Raw genomic sequence first — 20,006 nt, forward strand, 5'->3', positions numbered from 1 at the left:
GCGCATAAGTCATGCGTTCTTTGCGGGCGGTTCCCGATAAAGATCCACAAAACACCCAGGGAGCTCGTCCGTGGCAGCCCTCGCACGTTGGTGTGTGCAGCACCGCCTGGTCGTCGTTCTGCTCTGGCTTCTCGCCCTCGGCGGTGTCACCTCCGCCGCTGCCGTCACGGGCTCCGCGTACTCGAACGACTACGAAGCCCCCGGCACCGAGTCGGGCCGCGCCACCCAACTCCTGCGGGACGGCTTCCCGGGCCTCGGCGGCGACAGCGACACCGTCGTCTGGCACACCAGCCCCGGCACCGTGCGCTCCTCGGACGTCGAACAGACCATGACCCGGGCCCTGGACAAGATCTCGACCCTGCCCGGCGTGGCCTCCGTCGTCAGCCCCTACGAGGGCCAGGGCTCGGGCCGGATCAGCGCCGACGGACGTACGGCCTACGCCACCATCACCTTCCACGACCAGGCCGAGAACATCGACAAGGGCGACGCGCAGGCCGTCGTGGACACCGCGAAGGCCGCCGAGACCAAAGGGCTCCAAGTGGAGCTGGGCGGCAGCGCGATAGGGCTCACCGGGCCGTCGGGCGGGCACCTCTCCGAGATCGTCGGCGTGGTCGTCGCCGCCGTCGTCCTCTTCCTCGCCTTCGGCTCGCTCGCCGCCTCCCTGCTGCCCATCGCCACCGCCCTGGTCGGCGTCGGCACGGCGTACGCCGGAATCGTGCTCCTCGGACACGCCATGACCGTCGCCGACTTCGCGCCCATGCTCGGCATGCTGATCGGACTCGGCGTCGGCATCGACTACGCGCTGTTCATCGTGACCCGGCACCGGCGCGGGCTGAAACGCGGTCTCCCGGTGGCCGAGGCCGCGCGGAACGCCGTCGCCACCACAGGGCGCGCGGTCGTCTTCGCGGGCGCCACCGTCTGCATCGCCCTGCTCGGCATGCTCATCCTGCGGCTCGGCTTCCTGAACGGCGTGGCGATCGCCGCCTCCTTGACCGTCGTCCTCACCGTCGCGGCCTCCGTGACCCTGCTGCCCGCGCTGCTCTCCTTCATCGGTCCCCGCGCGTTGAGCCGCCGCGAGCGGCGCAGACTCCACGAGCACGGACCCGAACCGGAGCTCCCGACCGGGTTCGCCGCCCGCTGGTCCGTCTTCGTGGAACGGCACCCCAAGCTGCTGGGCGCGGTCGCCGTCGTCGTCATGGCGCTGCTCGCGCTGCCCACGCTCTCGCTCCACCTCGGCACCTCCGACCAGGGCAACGACCCCAAGTCGGCGACCACGCGACAGGCGTACGACCTGATCGGGGACGGCTTCGGGCCGGGCGTGAACGGCCCCCTCACCCTCGTCACCAAGGTCGACGGCGCCGAGGACAAGCTCGCGCTCGACAACCTGGACGCCACGCTCCGGGCGACCAAGGGCGTCGCGTCGGTGACCCCGGTGACGTACAACACCGGCGGCGACACCGCATACCTCACTATCGTCCCGGAGTCCGCGCCGCAGTCCCAGAAGACCAGTGACCTCGTCAACAGGCTGCGTACCGACGTCCTGCCGCGTGCCGAGGCGGACACCGCGCTCGATGTGCACGTCGGCGGTGTGACGGCCAGCTACGACGACTTCGCGGACGTCATCGTCGGCAAACTCCCGCTCTTCGTGGGCGTCGTGATCGGCCTCGGCTGCATCCTGCTGCTGCTCGCCTTCCGTTCGATCGGCATCCCCCTGAAGGCCGCGGTGATGAACATCGCCGCCGTGGCCGCCGCCTTCGGAGTCGTCGTCGCGATCTTCCAGTGGGGCTGGGGCAGCGAACTGCTCGGCCTCGGCCGCGCGGGCCCGATCGAGCCCTTCCTGCCCGTCATCATGGTGTCGGTCCTCTTCGGGCTCTCCATGGATTACCAGGTCTTCCTGGTCAGCCGGATGTACGAGGAGTGGCTGGAAACCGGCGACAACCGGCGCGCCGTCCGGGTCGGCCTCGCCGAGACCAGCCGCGTGATCAACTCCGCCGCCGTCATCATGATCTCGGTCTTCCTCGCCTTCGTGCTCAGCGGCGACCGCGTCATCGCGATGTTCGGCATCGCCCTCGCCTCCGCCGTCGCCCTCGACGCCTTCGTCCTGCGTACGCTCCTGGTGCCCGCCCTCATGCACCTGCTGGGCGGCGCCAACTGGTGGCTGCCCCGCTGGCTCGACCAGCGGCTGCCGCGCATCAGCATCGAGCCGCCCGAATGCCGCGCCGCCCATGAGAGGCTGGCCGCGGTGACGGACTCCGAGATGGCGGACGTACTGGCGAGGGAGCGGCAGTGGGATGTACGCGATATCTCTGGGTGACGACGGAGCGGAACTGCGGCCCCTGGAGCCGTGGCACGCCGAGGAGTTCCTCGCGCACCTGGACCGGGGCAGGGAGTTCATCGGCCAGTTCATCCCCTTCGGGGCGAAGGCGACGGACGTCGCGTCCACGCGGGTCCTGCTCCAGAGGTACGCCGACATGCGCGCCGCCGACACCGGATCCCTGCACGGTCTGTGGCTGGACGGGAAGCTCGTGGGCGGGGTGCTCTTCCTGAACTTCGACGCGGAGCGCGGCAACTGCGAGGTCGGGTGCTGGCTGGAACCCGACGGCACCGGGCACGGGCTCGTCACCCGCGCGATGCGGGTGCTCCTCGACTGGGCCTTCGAGGAGCGCGGGATCCACCGGATCGAGTGGATCGCCGCCTCCGGGAACGAGCCGAGCCTGAACGTGGCCCGCCGGCTGGGCATGAGCCGCGACGGGGTGCGCCGGGAAAGCCACCCCTACCGGGGCGTACGGCACGATCTCGAGGTGTGGTCCCTCCTCGCCCCCGAATGGCGTGAGGCACGCGCGCGTGCCGCTCACAACGATCATTAAGGGACTTCTCAGAGAGCGTCCGTACCGTGCGGGGTATGGGAACCAAGACTGTTGACGAGGCCGGGGTCGAGACCGGCACCGAGGCGAAGAGCGACCAGGAGACGGTGGATGTCACCAAGACCGTTGTCACCAAGGCCGACGAGGCGACGGAGACCGAAGCGGACGCCTCGGCCGACGCTCCGGACGACGACGAGTACGACGACGAGGACGGGGACGACCAGCCCGAGGCGACCGCCGACAAGACCTCCGCGGGAGTCGGCCAGGGTGCCGCCGCGGTCGTCTCGGCCGCCCTGGGCCTGGTCTCGCTGACCGGCAGCTGGCTCGGCACCGTCGGGCAGGCCCGCGACTCGCTGTACGGGCAGCTGGAGACCGCGTCGACCGCCTCCGTCTCCACGCAGATCAAGCAGGTCTACGCCGACTCGTGGAACGTCAACGCGTTCGTCGCCGGCCTCTTCGCGCTGACGGCCCTGATCGTCGCTGTCGTCGTGCTGGCCCGGCCGGCGTTCGGGAACCCCGACCGCGTGCAGGCCCCGTGGATCAAGTCCGTCGCCTGGGCGGGTGTCTCGCTCGCGATCATCGGTCTGCTGCTGGCCGTCCTCAAGTACACCGACGTCCTTATGTCCATGCCGTCCACCTGAGCACCTGCCGCCCGGGTTTCTGAGGGGCCTTAGGGCCGGCGTAAGACACTTGCGCCGGACCTAAGGCCCTTCGCATGCGCAAGATGCGGAACTCTCCCGATGTGGCGCACCCCCCTGGGAGAAGAGAGTTGAGGCATCGCAAACGAGCGAGGCCGAAACCGACTCATCACGAGGGGCACGAGATGTTCGAGTACGAGCTTCACCAGATCCGATCCGCCGAGCTGATCCGCGAGGCCCAGAACCACCGACTGGCGCAGGAGGCCCTCCGCGGCCGCCGTGCCGCCCGCCGCGCCGCCGCGCGTGAGTCCGGGCAGAACGACACGGAGGGGCAGTCGCATAGCGGCCGTCCCCGCCGGCACCGGTTCGCCCGCGCCGCATGAGCGGCGGGGCACGGGAGGACAGCCGCGCCACCGGCGGCCGTCCTCCCGTGGCGGTGGAGCGCGGCCGTACGGGGGTCGGCCGCCTCCTGGAACACGAAGGCCGCCAGGCCGGAACAACGGCCGCCCTCCCGATAACCGGTGCCGCACTGTCGGACCCCTGTGCGATGCTCGGGCCTGTGGAGACCAGGTCCGTCAGCCCGGTGTTCGTCGGACGCACCGACGAATTGGGGGTGTTGAACGAAGCGCTCGCGCGCGCCGCCGGTGGGGGTACCCCGCCGGCGTCGAGCGCTGCGGGAGAGCCCCAGGCATTGCTGCTCGGCGGCGAGGCCGGGGTCGGAAAGACCCGCCTGCTGGAGGAGTTCGCCACCGCGGCCGCCCGCGAGGGCGCCGTCGTCGTGTCCGGCGGCTGCGTCGAGATCGGCGCCGACGGGCTCCCCTTCGCACCGTTCTCCACCGCCCTGCGCGCCCTGCGCCGCATCCTCCCCGACGAACTCGCCGCCGCGGCCGCCGGCCAGGAGGAGGAACTGGCCCGGCTGCTGCCCGAGCTGGGCGAAGCACCCCGGGGACAGCGGTACGACGAGGAGGGCATGGCCCGCCTCTTCGAACTCACCGCCCGTCTCCTGGAGCGCGTCGCCGCGGACCGCACGGTCGTCGTCGCCCTCGAAGACCTGCACTGGGCCGACGCCTCCACCCGCCACCTGCTCGCCTACCTCTTCCGCACGCTGCGCACCGGCCGCCTGGTCGTCGTCGCCAGTTACCGCGCCGACGACATCCACCGCCGCCACCCGCTGCGGCCCCTGCTCGCCGAGCTCGACCGCCTCCGCACGGTCCGCCGCATCGAACTCGGCCGCTTCAGCCGCGCCGAGGTCGGCCGCCAGATCGCCGGAATCCTCGCCCACGAACCCGACCCGGCCCAGGTCGACGAGATCTTCGCCCGCTCCGACGGCAACGCCTTCTTCGTCGAGGAACTCGCCGTCGCCGCCCACGAGGGCTGTCGTACGGGACTCACGGACACCCTGCGCGACCTGCTCCTCGTACGCGTCGAAGGCCTGCCCGAGAGCGCCCAGCGCGTCGCCCGGATCGTCGCCGAGGGCGGCTCCACCGTCGAGTACCGGCTGCTGGCCGCCGTGGCCCGGCTTGCCGAGGACGATCTGATCGAGGCGCTGCGGGCCGCCGTCGGCGCCAACATCCTGCTCGCCTCGCCCGGCGGCGACGGCTACCGCTTCCGCCACTCCCTGGTCCGCGAGGCCGTCAGCGACGATCTGCTGCCCGGCGAGCGCTCCCGCTTCAACCGCCGCTACGCCGAGGCCCTGGAGGCCGACCCGACGCTCGTACCGGCCGACGAGCGGACCACCCGCCTCGCCAGCTACTGGTACCACGCCCACGACGCCGCCAAGGCCCTCCCCGCCGTCCTCGACGCCTCCGTCGAGGCCCGCCGCCGTCACGCCCACTCCGAGCAACTGCGGCTCCTGGAGCGGGCGATGGAGCTGTGGGACATCGCCCCCGACGCCGTACGGGCCGAACTGCGCCCCATCGACTACGTGGAGGTCTATCCGCCCTGCGGCTGCGACCCCGCCACCACACCCCTGCGCTATGTCGACCTGATGGCCGAGGCCGCCGTCGCCGGCCGCCTGTGCGGGGAGCGCGAGCGCGCCCTGAAGATCACCAAGAAGGCGGGGCGCCTCCTGGAGGACGAGGGCGACCCGCTGCGCGCCGCCTGGTTCTGGCTCCAGCGTTCCCGGCTGACCCAGTCGCTGGTGCGCGGCGACGGCTGGAAGGAGCTCGCCACCGCCCAGGACCTGGTGCGCGGCCTCCCGCCGTCCGAGGTGCACGCCGAGGTGCTGTCCATGGTCGCCGCCTGGTGCATGCTGCATGAACCAGGCCCCGGCGCCCTCTCCGCCGCCGAGCGCGCCGTGGAGTACGCGCGCATGGTGGGCGCCCGCGACACCGAGCTGAACGCCCGGCTCACGCTCGGCGGCCTCATGGTCGACGCGGGGGACATCGAGACGGGACTCGCGGAGATGTACGAGGTCAAGGAGCAGGTGAACCGGTCCGGCGCCTCCTATGTCGTCGGCCGGCTGCACATCAACCTCCCGTCCAACCTGGAATCGGTCGGCCGCTCCCGCGAGGCCGTCACGGTCCTGCGGGAGGGCGTCGAACTCTCCCGCAGGAACGGCCTGCTGGACACCCAGGCCTGGGTCTGGGGCAACCTCTCCGAGTCGCTCTACACACTCGGCCAGTGGGACGAGGCCCTTGCGGCCGCACGGAACACGCTGGCCATCGGACTCAGCGGCAAGGCGTCCGGCCTCGGCGCCTCCCGGCTGGCGCGCCTCGCCCTCGCCCTCGGTGACCTCCCCGAGGCCGGACGCCAACTGGCCGCCGCCCGCGGCCACTTCGGCACCCACGACCCCATGCCCCAGCACTCCCTGCCGCTGATGTGCACAGCGATCGGCCTGGCCGCCGGCGAGGGCCGCCTCCTCGACGCCCGCGCCGAGCTGCGGCAGGCCCTGGACATGGGCTTCGCGCCCGGCACCCAGCGCTACGCCTGGCCCCTGCTGCGCGCCGCCGCCACCGCCGAGGCCGACGCCCGCGGGCTGCCCGTCGCCGAAGCGGCCCGCGCCGAGACCGTCGAACACATCCGCACCGCCGCCAAGTCACTGGCCACCGGCGCGCCCGTCTGGCTCGCGTACGAGCAGTGGGTGCGCGCCGAACTCCGGCGCGCCGAGGGCGTGACCACGCCGCACGACTGGTCCGAGGCGGTCACCGCGTTCGAACCTCTGGAGCGCCCCTACGACCTCGCCCGCGTCCGTCACCGTCTCGCCGAGGCTCTGCTGACCTCGGGCACGGACGACGACGACCGCGACCGCGCCACGGAACTCCTCCGACTGGCCCGGGCGACCGCCGACCACCTCGGCGCGCGCCCGCTCGCCGACGCCGTCGCCCTGCTCGCCCAGCGGGCCCGCCTGACCCTGACCCACACCCGCGAAGCGTCCACCCTCGCCCCCGTCGACCCGGCGGCGGCGCTCGGCCTCACCAGCCGCGAGCGCGATGTCCTCCGCCTGGTCGCCGCCGGCCGCAGCAACCGCCAGATCGCCGAGGAACTCTTCATCTCCCCGAAGACGGCCAGCGTCCACGTCTCGAACATTCTGGCCAAGCTGGACGTCTCAGGACGGGGGGAGGCGGCGGCACTGGCGCACCGGCTGCGGCTGTTCCCACCGGAGGCCCGCGCTGCCCAGGCGGCGGGCTGACGCCTACGCTGTAAGGGATCCGGGCCGAGGGAGGCGCCGTGTTCAACATGTTCGAGGAGCTCTTCGCACCAGGCCGCAAGCACACCAACGACGAACGCAAACGCCTGGAACTGACCCGAGTGGACCTGAACGACGGCGACCCGGGCCGCGGCCCCATAGACCTGTCCTCGGGCAAGGTGGTCGTACGAATGCCGAAGCCGGAGCCCGGGCAGGAGCGGGCTGGCACGGCCGAGGAACCCATGGCCGAGCGTGCGCCCGAGTCCGAGCGTGAGCCCAGGTCCGAGCGTGAACCGAAGCCCGCGCGTGAGCCCAAGTCCGAGCCCGACGCGTCCTGAGGCTCCGCGCGCCTACTTCACCTCTGCACCTACTTCACCTCCACCTCCAGAATCCTGTCGTCCCCCTTCCCGGGGCTCCCGCGGCCGTCCGTCTCGCTCGTCGTCAGCCAGAGCTTGTCTCCGCCCGCCGAGACGACCGTGCGCAGGCGGCCGTACTTGCCCTTCAAGAAGGCCTCGGGGGCGGCGGAGGCCTTCGTGCCGTTCAGGGGGATGCGCCACAGGCGTTCGCCCTTGAGGCCGGCCATCCATATGGAGCCCTCGGCGTAGGCGATGCCGCTGGGGGAGGCCTCGTCGGTGGGCCACTGGGCGATCGGGTTGTGGTACTTGGGGTTGTCGCTCTTGCCCTCGACCACCGGCCAGCCGTAGTTGTCACCCGGCTTGATCTGGTTGAGCTCGTCCCAGGTGTCCTGGCCGAACTCGGAGGCCCACAGGCGCTGTTTGTCGTCCCAGGCGAGGCCCTGGACATTGCGATGCCCGTACGAGTAGACCACCGAGTCGCCGAAGGGATTGCCCGGCGCCGGCTCGCCGTCCGGTGTCATCCGCAGGATCTTGCCGCCCAGCGCCTTCTTGTCCTGGGCCAGCTCACGGTCACCGGTCTCACCCGCACCCGCGTACAGCATCTTGTCCGGGCCGAACGCGATCCGGCCGCCGTTGTGGATCATCCCCTTGGGGATGCCCTTGAAGATCGTGTCCGGTGCGCCCAGCTGCTCTCCGGGCGGCTTCTTCTCGTCGTACAGCATGCGGACGATGCGGTTGTCCGAGGCCGTCGTGAAGTAGGCGTAGACCATGTGGTCCGAGGCGTAGTCCGGGGAGAGCGCGATGCCCAGGAGGCCTCCCTCTCCCGCGGGCGCCACCCCGGGCACCTCGCCCATCACTGTCTTCTTGCCGGTCTTCTCGTCGACCCGGGTGATCGTCCCCTTGTCCCGCGAGGACACCAGCAGTCCGCCCTCGGGGAGCGGCGCGAGGCCCCAAGGGGTGTCGAGGTCCTCGGTGACGGTGCGCAGGACCTTCACCGAGCCCTTGGCGGGCGGTGTCGCCTCCGCGGACTGCTGGGAGGAGGGCGACCCCGGCTCCGTACTCCCGGCGTTCGGGAACGCGCTCCCGCCGCCCGACGTTCCCCCGTCGCCGGAGGAACATCCGGCTGTCACCAGGAGCGCGGCCGTGGCCAACACGGCTGTCACTGCTCGACGTTGCACCATCAAGGTCCCTTCGACGCGGCGGTCCTACTGTTCATACACCGCTCGCGATCCGCGGGTTCCCGATCACGGACAAGCAATCCGCGAATCCCCCCGCAGCCCCGGGATTCTCCTCAACTTCAGGATTCTCCTCAGCCTCCGGAGCCTTCTCAGTCCCAGGATCCCCGTGCCCCCGGCAGCCCCGCCACCTCCGCGAGGTCCTCCGCCGTCAGCCGCAGGCCGGCCGCCCCCGCGTTCTCCGTGACCCAGCGCTCCCGCTTGGCCCCCGGCACCGGGACCACGTGCGGACCCTGCGCCAGGACCCATGCCAGCGCCACCTGCGCGGGCGTGACCGCGTTCTCGTGGTCCCCGTGCCGCCGGGCGATGCGCCGCAGCCCTACGACTATGGGCTGGTTCGCGGCCATCATCTCGGCCGTGAAGCGGGGGTGGCGGGCGCGTACGTCGTCGGGTTCGAAGCCCTCGCCGGGGGTCAGCGTGCCGGTCAGGAAGCCGTTGCCGAGCGGCATCGCGGCCAGGAAACCGACCCCGCGCGCCGCGCACCACGGCAGCAGCGCGTCCAGCGCCTCCGTCGACCACACCGACAGCTCCGCCTCCACGGCGCTCACCGGGAAGACCTGTTGCACCCGCTCCAGCTGCCGGATCGTTCCGTCGTGCAGCCGGGCCCCCGAACGGCGGGCGGACCGGGCGCCCACCGCGCACAGTCCGAGCGACCGCACTTTTCCGGCCGACACGAGGTCGGCCATCGCGCCCCAGGTCTCCTCGACCGGAACCTCCGGGTCCGCGCGGTGCAGCTGATAGAGGTCGATCACGTCCGTCTGGAGGCGCCGCAGCGACGCGTCGCACGCCCGCTTCACATAGCCGGGGCGCCCATTGGCCACGATGTGCTGCTCGCCCACCAGCAGGCCGACCTTGGTCGACACGAAGGCCTCGGAGCGCCGCTCCTTGAGCACCCGCCCCACCAGCAGCTCGTTGGTGAAGGGGCCGTACATGTCGGCCGTGTCGAGCAGCGTCGAACCCCGGTCCAGCGCCGTGTGCACCGCGCGCAGGGACTCCTCACCGCGCTGCCGTGAACCGGTGTACGCCCAGCTCATCGGCATGCATCCGAGCCCGACCGCCCCCACCTCGAGCGCCGCCGCCCCGATCGTCCTGCGCTCCACCTGGCCGCACCCTCCCTTTCCTGGCACCCCCAAACTAACCTCTGCGCGCGCGGGTGCTTCGCATAGCCTCCTGACCATGACTTCCGATGTGTGGCTTCCGTTTCACGCCGACGAGATCGACGGCCTCCCCGAGGGCCTCAACTACCTCTTCTGGGACGGCGACCAGCAGTTTCCCGCGAATCCGGCCGACTGCGCGTTCTACGTCGTGCCCTATATGAAGCCGCCCGCCGTCTCGCAGCGGCCGATGTCCGAAATGGCATCGGTACGGGCCGTGCAGACCCTGTCCGCCGGTGTCGACCACGTCCTGCCGAGCCTCAAGTTCCTGCGCCCGGGCGTGCAGTTGTGCAACGCCCGCGGGGTGCACGAGGCGAGCACCGCCGAGCTCACCCTCACCCTGATCCTCGCCTCGCTGCGGGGCATCCCCGGTTTCGTACGGGGCCAGGACAAGCAGGAGTGGCGCTCGGGCTTCTATCCGGCGCTGGCCGACAAGACCGTACTGATCGTCGGGTACGGGTCGATCGGGTCCGCGATCGAGGACCGGCTCGCGCCCTTCGAGCTCGCGCGGGTGGCGCGCGTCGCGCGCTCCGAGCGCACCACGGCGCGCGGTCCTGTGCATCCGCTCACGGAACTGCCTTCTCTGCTGCCCGAGGCCGACGTCGTGGTGCTGTCGACGCCCCTCACGGAGAGCACGCGTGGCCTGGTGAACGCCGATTTCCTGTCCCGGATGAAGGACGGCGCGCTCCTCGTGAACGTCGCCCGCGGCCCCGTCGTCGACACGAAGGCGCTCCTCGCCGAGCTGGAGAACGGGCGCATCACCGCGGCCCTCGACGTCACCGATCCCGAGCCGCTGCCCCAGGGACACCCCTTGTGGCACGCGCCCGGCGTGCTCATCAGCCCCCATGTCGGCGGGCCCACCTCGGCGTTCCTGCCGCGCGCCAAGCGGCTCCTGGTGGACCAGTTGAACCGTTTCGTGAACCGGGAGCCGCTGCGCAACGTGGTCCTCACTACCGGCGCTTGAGTCGCGTCCCGTCCGCGCCTCGTCCGCTCACCGTTCGCTTCGAGCACCCTCCGCAGTTCCCCGAATGCGGGCAGTACCGACATCCTCCCTGGTCGTCACGGAGCGTAGAGGAACTATGTCCCTGAGTGACGAGACTGGTGTATCGTCCCGACAGGGGCTGCGCCGCGCACCGTTCGGCGCCGGGGACGGACATTTCAGACTGCGAGGGGGGCGACGGGCGATGCACGGCCTATGGACCAACGATCCGACGCGGCGGGGCCGCCGACGACCCTGGCGCGCGGCCACGCGCAGACGCGGCCACAGCGGCCATGGTGGCCACGGTGGCCATCACCACCGCAGGCACAGCGGCCGCCGGAGGCATGCGCACCCAGCGCACGGGGACCAGCGGGACCCCGGGGTGCGGACAGGGTGGGCCCGGTGAGCTCCCCCGGGGCGCTGCTGACCCGTCGGCCGGCACTCGGCGGGACGGGCCTGTTCTCGCAACTCGTACTGGCCCTGGTGTGCGCGGGATACGCCGTCGGTTCCGCGCTCGGCTGGGGCTCCGCGAGCCTCGCGCTGATCATGGGTGACTTCGGGCTGAGCGCCGCCGCCGGAACCGCGGCGGTCTCCTGCTTCCGCTACGCCCGCAGTCGCCGCAGCTGCTTTCGACCCGCGTGGCTGCTGTTCGCCCTCTCCTCCGCCATGGCCTCGCTCGGCAACCTGGTGTGGGGGTGGTACGAGGTCGTCCTCGACCGCCCAGTGCCCAGCCCGAGCTATGCCGACCTGTTCTTCCTGTGCTTCGCGCCACCCGCCATCGTAGGACTGCTCGTGCTCGCCAAGAGGCCCGTCACCAAGGCGGGTTGGGTGTGCCTCGCGCTGGACGCCTGGCTGATCGGCGGCTCGCTGCTCACGCTGTCCTGGAGCCTCGCGCTCGCCCAGGCCGCGAAGTTCGACGGGCCGAGCGTCGCGCACACCGCGCTGTCGCTGGCGTACCCGCTGCTGGACATCGCGCTCGTCAGCATGGTGCTCGCGCTGCACTTCCGACGCTCGTCGGTGAACAGATCGGCGGTGAATACGGCGATCGGGGCACTCGCCCTGACCGTGATGTGCGACGCCCTGTTCACCTCGCCCCTCCTGCACAACAACTACCACTCCGGTCAGCTCCTCGACGCGGGATGGTTCGCCGGCTCGCTGCTCCTCGCGTACGCCCCCTGGGTCGGCACCCGGCATGGGCAGCCGGACGACGACGGGCACGCGCGCGTGGTGCACGAACACATCCCGGGGCAGCGCCAAGAGGGCCAGCACCAAGACAGACAGCACGGACAGCAAGGGCAGCTCGGACAGCAAGTGCAACGGCACGAAGGTCAGCAAGGGGGCCACGCGTACGTGCTCCCGCAGGGAGGAGGCCACAACCGGTACCCGGCCACGCGCCCGATCGCCGGATCACTGGCCGCGCTCACGCCCTATCTGGCCGCCGCCGTCTGCACGTTGGGGATCCTCTACAACGTCCTCAACGGGCGCAACGTGGACCGCGTGGTGCTCATCACCGCCGGCCTGGTCGTCCTCGCCCTCGTCGTGCGCCAGGGCATCATGCTGCTCGACAACATCACCCTCACCCAGGAGCTGGCCCAGAAGGAGAACCACTTCCGCTCCCTGGTGCAGGGCTCCAGCGATGTCATCATGATCGCCGCGCCCAACGGGATCCTGAGGTACGTCAGCCCGGCCGCCGCCGGGGTCTACGGACGCGACGCCGACGAACTCGTCGGCAATGAGCTCGCTTCGCTCATCCACCCCGAAGACCTTGGCTGTGTAGTTCACGAAGTACGACGTTTCTTGGCAGCCAGCCACGCCGAGGAACCCACCACCCGGATCGAGTGCCGTTTCAGGTCGGGCGACGGCGGCTGGCTCAATGTGGAGTCCACCGTCAACCGGCACCAGGGCGGCCTCATCTTCAACAGCCGTGACGTGACCGAACGGGTCCGCCTGCAGGCGCAGTTGCAGCACAACGCCGAGCACGACCCGCTCACCGACCTGCCCAACCGCGCGCTGTTCAGCCAGCGCGTCCAGCAGGCCCTGTCCGGCCGCCGCTCCACCGACCGCGGCACGGCCGTTCTCTTCATCGACCTCGACGGCTTCAAGGCCGTCAACGACACGATCGGGCACCAGGCCGGCGACGAGCTCCTCGTCCAGGCCGCCCGCAGACTCCAGGACTCGGTGCGGCACGGCGACACCGCCGCCCGCCTCGGCGGCGACGAGTTCGCGGCCCTGATCGTCGGCGACGGCACCCGCGACCGCACCGCGCGCGAACACCACATCCTGGAGCTCGCCGACCGGCTCAGGGTCAGGCTCTCGCAGCCGTACGCCATCGACGGCAACGATGTCCGTGTCGCCGCGTCCATCGGGGTGGCCTTCGCCGAACCGGGCCTCGGCGCGGGTGAGCTGCAGCGCAACGCCGACCTGGCCATGTACCGCGCCAAGGCGGCGGGCAAGGGACGCGTCGAGCTGTACGCGCCCCAGATGCAGCAGGACGTCGTACGGAAGGCGGAGCTGGCGACCAGACTGCGCTCCGCGCTCCAGGACGGCGAGTTCATGCTGCTGCACCAGCCCGTGGTATCGCTGGAAGACGGCCGGATCGTATCGGTCACCTCGCAGGCGCGCTGGCGCTCCTCCCAGGGCGTGCTGTTCACACCAGCCGAGTTCCTGCGCGTCGCCGAGGACAGCGACAAGACCGCCGAGCTGGGCCGCTGGATGCTCGAAGAAGCCGTGGAGCAGGCCGCCCAGCGCGCCGCCGCGGGCGTCACCGTGCCCGTCGCCGTCCGGATGAACGCCCGGCGGCTGCTGGACCGCTCGCTGCCCCTCGGCTCCGTGGAAGCCCTGCTGACCCGGCACGGGCTGCCCTCCGGTGCCCTGATCGTCGAGCTGTCCGACACCGACCCCCGGGTCCCCCTGGACGAGCTGGAGCGCAGGCTGAACGCGCTCAGGCGGCTCGGCGTCCGGGTCGCCCTGGACGGCTTCGGCAGCGGGTATGCCGCCATCACGGCCCTCAGGAGGCTCCCCGTCGACGTGCTCAAGCTCGACAGGAGTCTCGTCGAGGGGGTCGTCGAGTCCGCCCGGCTGCACAAGATCACCAGCGGGCTGCTGCGGATCGCCACCGACCTGGGGCTGCAGTCCGTGGCCGACGGGGTGGACCTTCCGGAGCAGGTCATCGCCCTGCGCGCGATGGGCTGCACGCACGGGCAGGGCATGGCCTTCTCCGGGCCGCTGGACGAGTACCGGCTGCGCCGGGCGCTGTCTTCCGGCCACTATCCGGTGCCGCACGGGCCGGTCGAGCCGGCGTTCGCGGGCGGCGGCTCAGGGGTGTATACGAGTGGTGTGCCCGCAGTTTTCGGGGGCGGTACGGCCCTCCGCTCACATAATGAGACTCCCGTCCCACCCACTTGACAGTCAGTGCGTGCCGGGGGGAGGGTCAATGCCATGCGCACCCGAATTCTCGTACTTGGAAAGCGCGTCGGCTGAAGCTGGTGACCACCGGACCGACCCGGAACACCCAGCGACCGCACCCGGCGCGCTCCCCTCGCTTGCCTCACGGCACGAGGGGTTTTTTGTTGCACAGGTGCCTGTCGAGCAACAACCGCACACCCGCACAAAACTCGCAAAAACCCTCAGCATCGAGAAGAGAATGCCGATGACCGAGCAGGCCACCGGGGCCCACCATCCGCAGCCGCGGCCCCGTTCCGGAGGACAGCAGTCCGCCCCCGAGCACGTCACGGGTGCGCAGTCCCTCATCCGCTCGCTTGAGGAGGTCGGGGCCGACACGGTATTCGGCATTCCCGGCGGTGCGATCCTCCCGGCCTACGACCCGCTGATGGACTCGAAGCGCGTGCGGCACGTGCTCGTCCGCCACGAGCAGGGCGCGGGTCACGCGGCCACCGGTTACGCGCAGGCCACCGGCAGAGTCGGCGTGTGCATGGCCACCAGCGGCCCGGGTGCCACCAACCTGGTCACTCCGATCGCCGACGCCCACATGGACTCCGTGCCCATGGTCGCGATCACCGGCCAGGTCGCCTCCAAGGCGATCGGCACGGACGCCTTCCAGGAGGCGGACATCGTCGGCATCACCATGCCGATCACCAAGCACAACTTCCTGGTGACCAAGGCCGAGGACATCCCGCGGACGATCGCGGAGGCCTTCCACATCGCCTCCACCGGCCGCCCGGGTCCCGTCCTCGTCGACATCGCCAAGGACGCCCTCCAGGCGCAGACCACCTTCCAGTGGCCGCCCACCCAGGACCTGCCCGGCTACCGCCCGGTGACCAAGCCGCACGCCAAGCAGATCCGCGAGGCCGCGAAGCTGATCACCCAGGCGAAGCGGCCCGTCCTCTACGTCGGCGGCGGCGTCCTCAAGGCGAAGGCCACCGCCGAGCTGAAGGTCCTCGCAGAACTCACCGGAGCGCCCGTCACCACCACCCTGATGGCGCTCGGCGCATTCCCCGACAGCCACCCGCTGCACGTGGGAATGCCGGGCATGCACGGTGCGGTCACCGCCGTCACCGCGCTGCAGAAGGCCGACCTGATCGTCGCCCTCGGAGCCCGCTTCGACGACCGTGTCACCGGCAAGCTGGACAGCTTCGCCCCGTTCGCCAAGATCGTGCACGCCGACATCGACCCGGCGGAGATCGGCAAGAACCGCGCCGCCGACGTGCCGATCGTCGGTGACGCCCGCGAGGTCATCGCCGACCTGGTCCAGGCCGTGCAGAAGGAGCACAGCGAGGGTCACGCCGGCGACTACACCGCCTGGTGGAAGGACCTGAACCGCTGGCGCGAGACGTACCCGCTCGGCTACGACCAGCCGGAGAACGGCTCGCTCTCGCCGCAGCAGGTCATCGAGCGCATCGGGCAGCTCGCGCCCCAGGGCACGATCTTCGCGGCGGGCGTCGGCCAGCACCAGATGTGGGCCGCGCACTACGTCCAGTACGAGCAGCCCGCGACCTGGCTGAACTCCGGCGGCGCCGGAACGATGGGCTACGCGGTCCCGGCCGCGATGGGCGCCAAGGCGGGCCAGCCGGACCGTACGGTCTGGGCGATCGACGGTGACGGCTGCTTCCAGATGACCAATCAGGAGCTCACCACCTGCGCCCTGAACAACATCCCGATCAAGGTCGCCATCATCAACAACGGCGCCCTCGGGATGGTCCGCCAGTGGCAGACCCTCTTCTACAACCAGCGCTACTCCAACACCGTGCTGCACTCCGGCCCCGACGCGACCGGCAAGGAGCCGAGCGCCGGCACCCGCGTCCCCGACTTCGTGAAGCTGTCGGAGGCCATGGGCTGCTACGCGATCCGCTGCGAGTCCGTGGACGACCTCGACAAGGTCATCGAAGAGGCGAACTCGATCAACGACCGCCCGGTCGTGATCGACTTCATCGTCCACGAGGACGCGATGGTGTGGCCGATGGTCGCCGCCGGCACCTCGAACGACGAGATCATGGCCGCCCGGGACGTCCGCCCCGACTTCGGCGACAACGAAGACGACTGAGAGCCGTAGGAAAAGGAACGAGACCCATGTCCAAGCACACGCTCTCCGTCCTGGTCGAGAACAAGCCCGGTGTCCTCGCCCGGATCACCGCCCTGTTCTCGCGCCGCGGCTTCAACATCGACTCGCTCGCGGTCGGTGTCACCGAGCACCCCGAGATCTCCCGCATCACCATCGTGGTGAACGTGATCGAGGCACTCCCGCTCGAACAGGTCACCAAGCAGCTCAACAAGCTCGTCAACGTTCTGAAGATCGTCGAGCTGGAGCCGTCCTCGGCGGTTCAGCGCGAACTCGTTCTGGTGAAGGTGCGCGCCGACAACGAGACGCGCTCCCAGATCGTCGAGATCGTCCAGCTGTTCCGCGCCAAGACCGTGGACGTCTCCCCGGAGGCCGTCACCATCGAGGCCACCGGCGGCAGCGACAAGCTGGAGGCCATGCTCAAGATGCTGGAGCCGTTCGGCATCAAGGAGCTCGTCCAGTCCGGCACGATCGCGATCGGACGCGGGGCGCGTTCGATCACGGACCGGTCGCTGCGCGCGCTGGACCGATCAGCCTGATCCTTGGTAGGGGCGGTCGGTGATCGCCGACCGCCCGCATACCGAGACCCGAAAACTTCCCTTCCCCCGCCCGCCGTACGGTGGGACGCAACACCGCACACCAAGGAGAACCCCAGTGGCCGAGCTGTTCTACGACGACGACGCCGACCTGTCCATCATCCAGGGCCGCAAGGTCGCGGTCATCGGCTACGGCAGCCAGGGCCACGCCCACGCGCTGTCGCTGCGCGACTCGGGTGTCGACGTCCGCGTCGGTCTGCACGAGGGCTCCAAGTCCAAGGCGAAGGCCGAGGAGCAGGGCCTGCGCGTGGTGACGCCGTCGGAGGCCGCCGCCGAGGCCGACGTCATCATGATCCTGGTGCCGGACCCGATCCAGGCGCAGGTCTACGAGGAGTCCATCAAGGACAACCTGAAGGACGGCGACGCGCTGTTCTTCGGCCACGGCCTGAACATCCGCTTCGGCTTCATCAAGCCCCCGGCCGGCATCGACGTCTGCATGGTCGCGCCGAAGGGCCCGGGTCACCTGGTCCGCCGCCAGTACGAGGAGGGCCGCGGCGTTCCGTGCATCGCGGCCGTGGAGCAGGACGCGACCGGTTCCGCGTTCCCGCTGGCTCTGTCGTACGCCAAGGGCATCGGCGGCACCCGTGCCGGCGTCATCAAGACGACGTTCACCGAGGAGACCGAGACCGACCTGTTCGGTGAGCAGGCCGTCCTGTGCGGTGGTACGGCGGCGCTGGTCAAGGCGGGCTTCGAGACGCTGACCGAGGCCGGCTACCAGCCGGAGATCGCGTACTTCGAGTGCCTCCACGAGCTGAAGCTCATCGTCGACCTCATGTACGAGGGCGGCCTGGAGAAGATGCGCTGGTCGGTCTCCGAGACCGCCGAGTGGGGCGACTACGTCACGGGCCCGCGGATCATCACGGACGCCACCAAGGCCGAGATGAAGAAGGTCCTCGCCGAGATCCAGGACGGGACGTTCGCCCGTGAGTGGATGGCCGAGTACCACGGCGGTCTGAAGAAGTACAACGAGTACAAGAGCCAGGACGAGAAGAGCCTCCTGGAGACCACCGGCAAGGAGCTCCGCAAGCTCATGTCGTGGGTGAACGACGAGGCGTAAGCCGTACGACGCGGGGGCCGGGGCAGGACGCCCCGGCCCCTTCGTCGAACCCCGGGTAACGCCGGTGAACACGGCGTTGTCCATCCCGTCCAGCCACGGACGGGTGATCCTTCCGCAGCGGCGTAAGACGACCACCGCGACGCCACTACACTGCTGCACAACATACGCGTCAGGCCCACAGCGTCGTGCGTCTTCCACGCGGCTCAAGCGACCCCGAGGGGCCGCGACAACCCTCCACCGCCTGCGGCCGTCGGGACGGCCGTCCGCATTGGACCTGTGAGGACTCACGTGAGCTCGAAACCTGTCGTACTCATCGCTGAAGAGCTGTCGCCCGCGACCGTCGACGCCCTGGGCCCGGACTTCGAGATCCGGCACTGCAACGGCGCGGACCGCGCCGAACTGCTGCCCGCGATCGCCGACGTCGACGCGATCCTGATCCGTTCGGCCACCAAGGTCGACGCCGAGGCCGTGGCCGCGGCCAAGAAGCTGAAGGTCGTCGCACGAGCCGGCGTCGGCCTGGACAACGTGGACGTCTCCGCCGCCACCAAGGCCGGCGTGATGGTCGTCAACGCCCCCACCTCGAACATCGTGACCGCGGCCGAGCTGGCCTGCGGTCTGCTGCTGGCCACCGCGCGCCACATCCCCCAGGCCAACACGGCGCTGAAGAACGGCGAGTGGAAGCGCTCGAAGTACACGGGCGTCGAGCTGGCCGAGAAGACCCTCGGTGTCGTCGGCCTCGGCCGCATCGGCGCCCTGGTCGCGCAGCGCATGTCGGCGTTCGGCATGAAGGTCGTCGCGTACGACCCCTACGTACAGCCCGCGCGCGCCGCGCAGATGGGCGTCAAGGTCCTCTCGCTCGACGAGCTGCTCGAGGTCTCCGACTTCATCACCGTGCACCTGCCGAAGACCCCCGAGACGGTCGGTCTCATCGGCGACGAGGCGCTGCACAAGGTCAAGCCGTCGGTGCGGATCGTCAACGCCGCGCGTGGCGGGATCGTCGACGAGGTGGCGCTGTACTCGGCGCTCAAGGAGGGCCGCGTCGCGGGCGCCGGCCTGGACGTGTACTCCAAGGAGCCCTGCACGGACTCCCCGCTCTTCGAGCTCGACGAGGTCGTCTGCACCCCGCACCTCGGCGCCTCCACGGACGAGGCGCAGGAGAAGGCCGGTATCTCCGTCGCCCGTTCGGTGCGCCTCGCCCTCGCCGGTGAGCTGGTCCCGGACGCGGTGAACGTCCAGGGCGGCGTCATCGCCGAGGACGTCAAGCCGGGCCTGCCGCTCGCCGAGAAGCTCGGCCGCATCTTCACCGCCCTCGCGGGCGAGGTCGCGGTCCGCCTCGACGTCGAGGTGTACGGCGAGATCACCCAGCACGACGTCAAGGTGCTCGAACTCTCCGCGCTCAAGGGCGTCTTCGAGGACGTCGTCGACGAGACGGTGTCGTACGTCAACGCCCCGCTGTTCGCGCAGGAGCGCGGCGTCGAGGTCCGTCTGACCACGTCGAGCGAGTCCCCGGACCACCGCAACGTCGTCACCGTGCGCGGCACGCTCAGCGACGGCCAGGAGGTCTCGGTCTCCGGCACGCTCGCCGGTCCCAAGCACCTCCAGAAGATCGTCGCGGTCGGTGACTACGACGTGGACCTGGCCCTGGCCGACCACATGGTCGTGCTGAGCTACGAGGACCGTCCCGGTGTCGTCGGTACCGTCGGCCGCATCTTCGGCGAGGCGGGCATCAACATCGCCGGCATGCAGGTCGCCCGCGCGGCCGCCGGCGGCGAGGCCCTCGCGGTCCTCACCGTCGACGACACGGTCCCGCAGGCCGTCCTGTCCGAGGTCGCCGAGGAGATCGGCGCCACGTCGGCGCGGTCGGTGAACCTCGTCTGAGGTTCGTTGTACGACGCCGTCCTGTACGACGGCTTCCTGTACGGCAGTTGAGGGCCGGGGCACCTTCGGGTGGCCCGGCCCTCGGTCGTACGGCACGTCACGTGGA

General features: G+C 70.5%; 14 protein-coding genes. 12 read left to right on the plus strand and 2 right to left on the minus strand.

The window, feature by feature from the left end; translation table 11 throughout:
• Positions 1–70: 70 nt before the first annotated feature.
• The 6 genes from OG975_RS33425 (at position 71) to OG975_RS33450 (ending at position 7,468) form a co-directional block, all read left to right on the plus strand.
• Complete coding sequence (locus OG975_RS33425) at positions 71–2,314, plus strand: MMPL family transporter (RefSeq protein ID WP_406333013.1); 2,244 nt, start codon at positions 71–73, stop codon at positions 2,312–2,314.
• Positions 2,292–2,867 carry a GNAT family N-acetyltransferase gene (locus OG975_RS33430; RefSeq protein ID WP_406333014.1) on the plus strand — a complete coding sequence of 192 codons (576 nt, stop codon included), beginning with the start codon at positions 2,292–2,294 and terminating at the stop codon, positions 2,865–2,867. The genes OG975_RS33425 and OG975_RS33430 overlap by 23 nt, the downstream gene beginning before the upstream one ends.
• Before the next feature lie 35 nt (positions 2,868–2,902).
• On the plus strand, positions 2,903–3,505 hold the full coding sequence (locus tag OG975_RS33435; RefSeq protein ID WP_406333016.1) for a hypothetical protein: 603 nt from the start codon (positions 2,903–2,905) through the stop codon (positions 3,503–3,505).
• A 182-nt stretch (positions 3,506–3,687) separates the two neighbouring features.
• Positions 3,688–3,885: a hypothetical protein gene (locus OG975_RS33440; RefSeq protein WP_330307476.1), complete on the plus strand. Its 198-nt coding sequence runs from the start codon at positions 3,688–3,690 to the stop codon at positions 3,883–3,885.
• Positions 3,886–4,049: 164 nt separating this feature from the next.
• A complete protein-coding gene (locus OG975_RS33445; RefSeq protein ID WP_406336592.1) occupies positions 4,050–7,133 on the plus strand; it encodes an AAA family ATPase in 3,084 nt (1,027 codons plus the stop codon).
• Between the two features lie 38 nt (positions 7,134–7,171).
• A complete protein-coding gene (locus tag OG975_RS33450; protein ID WP_406333018.1) occupies positions 7,172–7,468 on the plus strand; it encodes a DUF6191 domain-containing protein in 297 nt (98 codons plus the stop codon).
• A 29-nt stretch (positions 7,469–7,497) separates the two neighbouring features.
• Here the strand turns inward: OG975_RS33450 and OG975_RS33455 are convergent, their stop codons facing one another.
• Together OG975_RS33455 and OG975_RS33460 are read right to left on the minus strand one after the other, a co-directional pair.
• Positions 7,498–8,667 (minus strand): PQQ-dependent sugar dehydrogenase, encoded by a 1,170-nt coding sequence (locus OG975_RS33455; protein WP_406333019.1) that lies wholly within the window; start codon positions 8,665–8,667, stop codon positions 7,498–7,500.
• Positions 8,668–8,813: 146 nt separating this feature from the next.
• Positions 8,814–9,821, minus strand: coding sequence for an aldo/keto reductase (locus tag OG975_RS33460; RefSeq protein WP_406333020.1), 1,008 nt, complete (start codon positions 9,819–9,821; stop codon positions 8,814–8,816).
• A gap of 76 nt (positions 9,822–9,897) precedes the next feature.
• Here OG975_RS33460 and OG975_RS33465 point away from each other — a divergent pair, with 76 nt between their 5' ends.
• The 6 genes from OG975_RS33465 to serA all read left to right on the plus strand — a co-directional run bounded on the left by OG975_RS33465 (position 9,898) and on the right by serA (position 19,900).
• Complete coding sequence (locus tag OG975_RS33465) at positions 9,898–10,839, plus strand: 2-hydroxyacid dehydrogenase (RefSeq protein ID WP_406333021.1); 942 nt, start codon at positions 9,898–9,900, stop codon at positions 10,837–10,839.
• A gap of 417 nt (positions 10,840–11,256) precedes the next feature.
• Positions 11,257–14,259, plus strand: a complete 3,003-nt coding sequence (locus OG975_RS33470) for a putative bifunctional diguanylate cyclase/phosphodiesterase (protein ID WP_406333022.1) — start codon at positions 11,257–11,259, stop codon at positions 14,257–14,259.
• Between the two features lie 238 nt (positions 14,260–14,497).
• A complete protein-coding gene (locus OG975_RS33475) occupies positions 14,498–16,354 on the plus strand; it encodes an acetolactate synthase large subunit (protein WP_406333024.1) in 1,857 nt (618 codons plus the stop codon).
• Positions 16,355–16,380: 26 nt separating this feature from the next.
• Positions 16,381–16,908 carry an acetolactate synthase small subunit gene (ilvN, locus tag OG975_RS33480; RefSeq protein ID WP_327431934.1) on the plus strand — a complete coding sequence of 176 codons (528 nt, stop codon included), beginning with the start codon at positions 16,381–16,383 and terminating at the stop codon, positions 16,906–16,908.
• Between the two features lie 115 nt (positions 16,909–17,023).
• Entirely contained in the window at positions 17,024–18,022 is a 999-nt protein-coding gene (ilvC, locus tag OG975_RS33485; protein ID WP_327431935.1) for a ketol-acid reductoisomerase, read from the plus strand.
• Positions 18,023–18,310: 288 nt separating this feature from the next.
• Entirely contained in the window at positions 18,311–19,900 is a 1,590-nt protein-coding gene (serA, locus tag OG975_RS33490; protein ID WP_406333026.1) for a phosphoglycerate dehydrogenase, read from the plus strand.
• Positions 19,901–20,006 lie beyond the last annotated feature (106 nt).

Origin of the sequence: Streptomyces sp. NBC_00203, assembly GCF_045206325.1 — a bacterium.
Classification (GTDB): domain Bacteria; phylum Actinomycetota; class Actinomycetes; order Streptomycetales; family Streptomycetaceae; genus Streptomyces; species Streptomyces lutosisoli.